Genomic DNA, 7,612 nt, shown 5'->3' on the forward strand with positions numbered 1-7,612 from the left:
GGGTTGAACGTCCTCCAGTACTTCATCTCCACGCACGGGGCGCGCAAGGGATTGGCCGATACGGCGCTCAAGACCGCCGATTCCGGATATTTGACTCGACGGCTCGTTGACGTCGCCCAAGATGTGATCGTCACCGAGTACGACTGCGGGACGGTCAAGGGCATCTGGGCTGAAGCCATCATCCATGCCGGCGAGATCGTGGAGCCGCTGCGAGACCGCATCATCGGGCGCGTGGCCCTCGAAGACGTCGTTGATCCCATTGAGGGCAGCGTCCTCGTCCATGCCAATGAGGAGATCACGGAGGACCTGGCCAATGAGATTCAGAACGCGGGAATCGAGCGGGTGAAGATCCGGTCCGTGCTGACCTGCGAATCTCGACGGGGCGTCTGCGTCCTCTGCTACGGGCGGAATCTCGCCACCGGCAAGATGGTCGAGATCGGAGAGGCCGTCGGCATCCTCGCCGCTCAATCCATCGGAGAGCCCGGCACCCAGTTGACCATGCGCACCTTCCACATCGGCGGCACGGCCAGCGCCATCAAGGAGCAATCGTCGCACGAAGCCCGTCGGGGCGGTGTGGTCAAGTTCGAGAACCTGCGGACGATTCGCAACCGCAAGGGCGAGTTGATCGCCATGAACCGAAACGGACATATCGCTATCATTGACAATCGCGGGCGCGAGATCGAACGCTACCCGGTGACCTATGGCGCGATCATCCGGGTGACCGAGGGACAAACGGTTGAGCCGGATCAGCGGCTGGTGGAGTGGGACCCCTACACCTTCTCGATCCTGGCCGATGTCGCGGGGACCGTTCACTTCAAGGACCTGATCGAGAATGTGACCTTCCGCGAGGAGGTTGACAAGGTGACGGGACTGGCCTATCGAACCGTCATCGAATCGCTCGACGAGAAGCTGCAACCGCGCATCGAGCTGCGCGACGACGACGGCAAGCTCATCAAGGTCCAGCACCTGCCGATCCGCGCCATCATCATGGTGAACGACTTCGATGAGTGGCGACGCCGCAAACGCGAAGAACGACGCGAGGATTGGCGAGATGTCACCCTCCAGGAGGAAGAAGGAGTGCGCGTCGCAGTCGGCGATGTCATCGCCAAGATCCCTCGGCAAACGGCCAAGGCCAAGGACATCGTGGGCGGTCTGCCCCGTGTGGTCGAGCTGTTTGAAGCTCGCCGTCCTCGGGAAACGGCCGTGATGGCGGAGATCTCCGGTCGCGTCAAGGTGCTGGGCATTCAACGCGGCGTGCAGAAGGTTCAGGTCATCGGCGATGACGGCGAGGTCCGCGAATACTCCATCCCGCGCGGGACCCACCTCAACGTGCAAGACGGTGATTATGTCACCGCCGGCGATCCGCTCATTGACGGCCCGCTGAACCCCCACGACATCCTGGCCATTCTCGGCATCGAAGCCGTGCAGAAATATCTGGTCAACGAGATCCAGGAGGTCTACCGGCAGCAGGGCGTCACCATCAACGATAAGCACATCGAGGTGATCGTGCGTCAGATGCTCCGCTGGGTCAAGATCAAGGATCCGGGAGATACCGATTTCGTCCTCGATGAACAGGTGGACCGCTTCCACTTCGCCGATGAGAACGAGCGCGTCATCCGACGGGGCGGCAAACCGGCACAGGCGGAACCCCTGTTGCTCGGCGTCACGAAAGCCAGTCTCTCAACCGATAGCTTCATCAGCGCCGCCTCTTTCCAGGAGACGACTCGCGTGCTCACTGAAGCCGCCGTCAGCGGACGCATTGACTACCTGCGGGGGCTCAAGGAGAACGTCATCGTCGGTCGCCTCATTCCCGCCGGAACCGGCATGAAGTATTATCGTCAGGTGGAAATCCCGGTTGACCGCGAAGCCGAGGAAGCGGCCGTTGCCCCCATGGCCGAGGATGAACGAAGCGAATTACTCAAGGACGTGACGATGACGATCGCCGAGACCTCCGATATGGAGGAAAACGTCACCGAGGAATAGGCGGGGCCCCGAGAGAAGTCCTCGTAGGTCCTCGCCCACTGACGAGAGAACCGTGGTTCATTCAGGTGCGACAAGGAGCCGCCCGTGAGCCTCTCACGGCGGCTTCTTTTGTGTCGGCCAGATTGCTCAGGAGAAACGATCATGGAGCAGAGGATCACCAGGAAGATTTGGCATGATGGGACGTTCATTGATTGGGAGGATGCCAAAATTCACGTGATGGCGCATGCCGTCAACTATGCCTCGACGGTGTTCGAGGGAATTCGCTGTTACGCCACCCCAAAGGGGCCGGCCATCTTCCGCTTGAAGGATCACCTTCAGCGACTGCTCAATTCCTGCCATATTTACCGGATGGACATCCCCTACTCGCTGGACGAGCTGACGACGGCCTGCAAGGACCTCGTGCGCATCAACGAGGTCAGCGAGTGTTACATTCGCCCCCTGGTCCTGCGGGGCTATGGTGTGTTCGGCGTCAATCCGCTGTCCTGTCCGCTGGAGACGTATATCGTTTGCTGGGTGTGGGGAAAATACCTCGGCGAAGACGCTCTTGATCAGGGCGTGGATGCCTGCGTGTCGAGTTGGACGCGCATCGCGCCGAACACGCTCCCGGCGCTGGCGAAGGTGGCGGCCAATTACATGAACTCGCAGCTCATCAAAATGGAGGCCGTCCTCAACGGTTTCGCCGAGGGGATCGCTCTCGATGCCAATGGCTATGTGAGCGAGGGCAGCGGCCAGAATATTTTCCTCGTCATGGGCGGGAAGCTCCTGACGCCCCCGCTGAGCGCGTCAGTGCTGCCCGGCATCACCCGCGATACCATTCTTCATCTCTGTCGGCTGAACGGCTTCGAGGTGACGGAGACGCCCATCCCCCGCGAGATGCTCTACATCGCCGATGAGGTCTTCTTCGTCGGAACCGCTGCCGAGATCACACCCATTCGCTCGATTGATCGAATCCCCATCGGCTCGGGCAAACGCGGCCCCATCACCCGACACCTCCAGGAGGAATTCTTCGCCATCACTTCGGGCAGGAAGGAAGCGCCCGATGATTGGTTGACATTTGTGACCTAGCCCACGAAGGCGCACCCGGGAATCGGTCGGTGTTGCACGAGGAAGTCGTGAAGGGAGCATGTGTTCTTGGATGTGAGGGACGACGATGGATCTCGGACTGAAAGATAAAGTGGCACTTGTGACGGGGGCGTCGGGAGGGATCGGTCGAGCGATCGCTCGTTCACTCTCGGACGAAGGAGTCAAGCTCGTCATCCACTATCACACGAACCGAGCCGCTGCGGAGCGATTGCAGCAAGAGCTGGCGGTGGAGAGCCTCGTCCTCGGAGCCGATCTTCGAGACGAGGCACAGGTGCGGCGCCTTTTCGAGGCGGCCGTGGCCCGGTGGGGACGCCTCGATCTTCTCATCGCCAACGCCGGCATCTCTCCTCACACCGCCGTCGGCATCAAGGACTTCCCCACATCCGATTGGGACCGCATCTTTGAAGTCAATGTGCGCGGCGTTTTCTTTTGCGTTCGGGAGTTTCTTCCGATCGTCGAGCGCCAGCAAAGCGGACGCATCGTCATCATCTCCTCGACGGCGGCTAAATTCGGCGAAGCGTATAATGCCGCTTACGCCGCCGCCAAATCGGCTCTTCTGGCCTTCATGCTCTCGCTCAAAAACGAGATCGTCAAACTGGCCCCCTATGCCGCCGTGAATATCGTCGCTCCCGGGTGGACGCTCACCCGCATGATGAAGGGCGTCGAGCAACGAACCATCCTGCGCTCCTTCCAGACGCGAGCCATCGCCTGGGAGGTGCCGCTGCCGGAGGATATCGCGCCTCTGGTCGTTTTCCTTTGCTCGGAGAAATGCGCCCGCTTCATCTCCGGTCAAGCCATCTACGTGGATGGAGGGATGGAGGGGCGCGTCATTCACTGGCCGGAAGAACTGGCCCCTCTCCAGGACTTCTTTGCCCGCCACCGCGCGCCTGAGTAGCGCAGCTTACAACGATCTCGTCCGGCGGCAGAACACTCCGCTCGGAGCGGCTCCTTCCGGCACGCTCCTCGCAGTCTTATACGCTGGCCCACCTTCGTCAGCGTCGGCTTCTGTAGGGGGGAGGCGGAGGCTCCATCCCGGTCACTCGTTGAACGCCGATGATCCCGTTGGTGTGAGCGGCAGGATCACGGACGTCCGTCTCGGTGAAAAAGACTTCGCCCGTGATCGGATGAACCCCCAGCCCGCCGTTGACAAAGCCAAGCTGCCTGAGCGTGTTGCCCGCCATGTCGCGGATGCTCGGCACGCTCAGAATTTCTCTTTCCGAGGCGTAGACCGAGGCGGTCGCTCGTCCCCCGGCGGCATCGGCCAGCGCAATGATCGCCCGTGTAGCCAGGTATCCCGGCGTTCCAAAAGCATTGGCCAGATAGATGAGATCACGCGGGCCGACATCAATCCCGCTGAAACCGACATCGGGTATCTCCAGGTCAGCTTCTATATCTGTCGCCGCCACAAGTACGGAGACCTGACCCGTCATGGGAATGACCTCCAGAATGTCATCGGTCGCATCCCGACTCCCACTGTTGAGGACGACGAGAGTCTGCGTCGCCGACCGCACGGCGATGTCGTTGAGGGCGATCGCATCCGGGGAGCCGCCGACTGCCGCCATAAGCTGAGAGGCACTTGTGAGCAGAGTGGCCGGAGTCTTCCCTCCATCAGGTGCGTGCACATCAATCGTGACGATGCTATCGCCGGTGATCGAACCGAAAAAGTCGTTCAGAGTGATATAAGCGGTCGTCTCCCAAACGGCCATCGCCGTACTTCCCTCAAGAGACGATACACCGGACAACCCATCAAGCCCTGAGATCAACGCGACGGATTTCGTCCGCAGGTCCACGCGAAAGAGATACGCCCGTTCGGGCGAGGCCCCGGAATTCGGTCCATCGGTGAGGATCAGGAGATGACCATCACTATCAACGTCCAGTGCTTGCACGGTCATCCCTGCCGGAGCAGGATCCGACCCATTGAGGGCATCCACTTTCTCTCGAAGGGTGGGGGTATCGGTTACCTTCACGAAGTCCCGGGGCGTGATCGAGTAAACCTCGTAGATGTCGGTGTTCGTCGCATCGGAGATGAGCGTGAAGAAGAGGCGGTTATTCGCCGTCGCCAGAAGCCGCCCCGGAAGCGCACGAGCCGGATCCGACGTCCCGTTCAAGGTCACCAACGTCGCTCCAGGAATCACCAGTCGGACCTGAAGTTGGTCCAGTTGGGCCGGTACCAGCGAAATCAAAAGAGAAAGCATAAGGCTCCCTGTGGCGAGGAACTTTGTCATAGAGACCTCCTTTCCGCTGAAGCGACCTTCCTACGACCGAAAGGATAACAAGGCGTACCGGACTGAGGCAACACCTCCATTTCAGGCGTCACCTTTTAAACGGAAATTCCGGGCGCGGAAAAATCCGTCGGTGCTGAATTCAGGGTCCGCGCGGGCGCTCCGGCTCCGGTAGGTTAGCAAAAAACACCCGGGGCCCGGGCAAAGCGTTCCCTTGAATTGTGCTGGGCGGATTCCCCTCAGGTGTGAAACCGTTGCGTTACCCTACCGGGTTCGTCTCGGCAATCGCATGGTCGTGCGACACGCGGAGACGAGGAATTCAGCTCCACTTGACGACGAGGCAACAGGATGGGTGTAAGAGGGGTGCGCTGGCAAGCTTGCCGCAAGGACGGTGATGGAAGAATTATGGCGACACCGGTCGAAGCGATTCCTTCCAGGACGGAGGAGCTGGTGGCGGCGATTGAGGAGCTGATGGCCAGGGTCGAGACTTCGGTCACCGAGGATGAAACGCCTGTGGATGATTTGTTCTCGGAAAAACAGCAGCGCCTTTTGGCGGAGCTACTCTACCGGCAGCTCTAAGAGCGTATCCCAAAACCCGTTAGGAGCGTCTCCAGACCGCGACTCATCTGCCTCTGGAGGGGCTCCTATCCTTGGGGGATAGGTTCTAAACCGTGGTTGCCCCTAATTGCACCAAATGTGTAGCACTGGTGAGATTAGTGAATGTTCGCGTGTATGTGCCTGGTGTCGCGGAAGAAGAACGGCTTTTCCCGGGAGCGCGGGTCTCCCGGACCTGCCTGGTCCAGCCAGCAACGAGCCCGCTGGAAGCGGGCGCTCCTGGCGGCGCGAAACAGGTAGGTTCGTGCAATGCTGATGCGCGTTTCGGTCATCTCAAATCCCCTAGACCCCCTGGCTCGGCACAATAACCGGTGATGGTGCTCAGCACAGGGACATGCGGGGACCTCTTCCCATACTGCCGGTCGTTCTCTGTTCCCTCCATCGTGATACAAACCTGATCCCTTTCTTTAAGGGATCGGTGTGGAAGTGGTGCGCAAACCCGGAATGCGCTGAAAGTGGCGGCGGTTTGTGGTGAGCAGCATTAGGTTATGGTGGAGACAGGTTGCGGCAATAAGCAGATCCATGTCGCCGATGAGCAGGTTACGCTGGCGCAACCGGGCGCGGTGTTTTTCAAAAGAGACGGCAGATGTCGTCAGTGATCGGTAGGGCCGTCTTGTCGGTGAGGAATGTGAGGAGCGGCTGTTCGGCAGCAGTCGGGTTGGTGGCACGGTAGACGCCCTCATACAACTCGGCCAGCGAGACGATACTGATGGCCAGTTGCGGTGCTCCGATCTTGAGGAGGGTTCGAGTGTAAGCTTTTGCGCCACGCAGGTGGCGGACGATCCAACCCGTATCCAGCAGGTGAGTCGGACTCATAGGCGCACCTGAGGGCGGGTCTGAAGGACCCGGTTCTGATACACCTCTCGCTCAAACACCTGACAATCGAGTAAGTCTTTCCACGCCCCCGCTGTGGCCGCCGTTGGATTCTCACCGGGTGGAATGCCTGATTGTGACCACTACCTCGTCACCCTCTCCTAGGTCCAGCGGCTCTAATGGTTCAAGACGACCTCGGTGATAGCGCGCCTTAATGGTTTTGATCATCCTTAACTCCACCTCCTCGGTCAGTGTAACAGTCTTCGCTTCAAGAAGCAACATAAGGGTATCTGACAGGGGATCAGCACTTGTGATGCGTGACCTTCTCAATCGGCAATTCACAATCAGTATGCGCCATTTCTTCTTCAATCCCGGATCGTGATCGGCACTTGCGCCCCGTCTCATCCTCGTGTGATTGACCGTTGCCCTGATTGGCCAAGGTTGTCGGACACGGTGCCGTTGCCGGGACCCTCACCTGATACGTGATCTGGATCACCGTTCCATCATCTAATCCGGTCGTCAAGTTGCCTGACAGATAGCAAGCTCTTGTTCATTACAATGGCCCCAGCAAGCCATACAGGGGCCTCGCCGTGAATCCCCCTTGCTTGGTGGAAGCGGATGGGCGGCCCTAGCGGGCTGCCCATCCAGTCTCTCCTACCAGCGAGACCTGCTGGAGTGACAACTGTAGAGATGTTATCGAGTTCGATATCCCTCGTTGGCGTCGGTTAGCACATAGGCGATTTCTGTGATGATCACCACGGATGGACACGGATCCACACGGATGAGGGAACGGATCGGCACCCATCCGTGTTCATCCGTGGTGAAATTTTCCTGGTTTCCGGGCGTTCCCGGATGTCGTTGATGACGCATCTCAGTTTATCCCTTCGAAAATCACC

At 59.5% G+C, this 7,612-nt stretch carries 7 protein-coding genes; 4 read left to right on the top strand and 3 right to left on the bottom strand.

Translation table 11 applies throughout. From position 1 onward, the window contains the following. The 3 genes from VNM72_05155 to VNM72_05165 all read left to right on the top strand — a co-directional run. A partial coding sequence (locus VNM72_05155) for a DNA-directed RNA polymerase subunit beta' (GenBank protein HXF04788.1) occupies positions 1-1,983 on the top strand: 1,983 nt, incomplete at its 5' end. 141 nt (positions 1,984-2,124) lie between these two features. Next, on the top strand, positions 2,125-3,048 hold the full coding sequence (locus VNM72_05160; GenBank protein ID HXF04789.1) for a branched-chain amino acid transaminase: 924 nt from the start codon (positions 2,125-2,127) through the stop codon (positions 3,046-3,048). Between the two features lie 85 nt (positions 3,049-3,133). Then, positions 3,134-3,961, top strand: coding sequence for an SDR family NAD(P)-dependent oxidoreductase (locus tag VNM72_05165; protein ID HXF04790.1), 828 nt, complete (start codon positions 3,134-3,136; stop codon positions 3,959-3,961). Between the two features lie 97 nt (positions 3,962-4,058). Here VNM72_05165 and VNM72_05170 read toward each other — a convergent pair whose 3' ends face one another. Continuing rightward, positions 4,059-5,291, bottom strand: a complete 1,233-nt coding sequence (locus VNM72_05170) for a hypothetical protein (GenBank protein HXF04791.1) — start codon at positions 5,289-5,291, stop codon at positions 4,059-4,061. 402 nt (positions 5,292-5,693) lie between these two features. Here VNM72_05170 and VNM72_05175 point away from each other — a divergent pair, with 402 nt between their 5' ends. Beyond that, positions 5,694-5,867 carry a hypothetical protein gene (locus VNM72_05175; GenBank protein ID HXF04792.1) on the top strand — a complete coding sequence of 58 codons (174 nt, stop codon included), beginning with the start codon at positions 5,694-5,696 and terminating at the stop codon, positions 5,865-5,867. A 134-nt stretch (positions 5,868-6,001) separates the two neighbouring features. Here the strand turns inward: VNM72_05175 and VNM72_05180 are convergent, their stop codons facing one another. Together VNM72_05180 and VNM72_05185 are read right to left on the bottom strand one after the other, a co-directional pair. Beyond that, entirely contained in the window at positions 6,002-6,175 is a 174-nt protein-coding gene (locus tag VNM72_05180) for a hypothetical protein (protein HXF04793.1), read from the bottom strand. Between the two features lie 298 nt (positions 6,176-6,473). Next, positions 6,474-6,719 carry a type II toxin-antitoxin system VapC family toxin gene (locus VNM72_05185; protein ID HXF04794.1) on the bottom strand — a complete coding sequence of 82 codons (246 nt, stop codon included), beginning with the start codon at positions 6,717-6,719 and terminating at the stop codon, positions 6,474-6,476. Between the last annotated feature and the right edge of the window lie 893 nt (positions 6,720-7,612).

This window comes from Blastocatellia bacterium (assembly GCA_035573895.1).
Taxonomy (GTDB): Bacteria; Acidobacteriota; Blastocatellia; order HR10; family HR10; genus DATLZR01.

Coding starts and splice junctions, on each gene's coding strand:
- VNM72_05160 (HXF04789.1), top strand. CDS start 2,125: ATGGAGCAGAGGATCACCAGGAAGATTTGGCATGATGGGACGTTCATT.
- VNM72_05165 (HXF04790.1), top strand. CDS start 3,134: ATGGATCTCGGACTGAAAGATAAAGTGGCACTTGTGACGGGGGCGTCG.
- VNM72_05170 (HXF04791.1), bottom strand. CDS start 5,291: ATGACAAAGTTCCTCGCCACAGGGAGCCTTATGCTTTCTCTTTTGATT.
- VNM72_05175 (HXF04792.1), top strand. CDS start 5,694: ATGGCGACACCGGTCGAAGCGATTCCTTCCAGGACGGAGGAGCTGGTG.
- VNM72_05180 (HXF04793.1), bottom strand. CDS start 6,175: ATGACCGAAACGCGCATCAGCATTGCACGAACCTACCTGTTTCGCGCC.
- VNM72_05185 (HXF04794.1), bottom strand. CDS start 6,719: ATGAGTCCGACTCACCTGCTGGATACGGGTTGGATCGTCCGCCACCTG.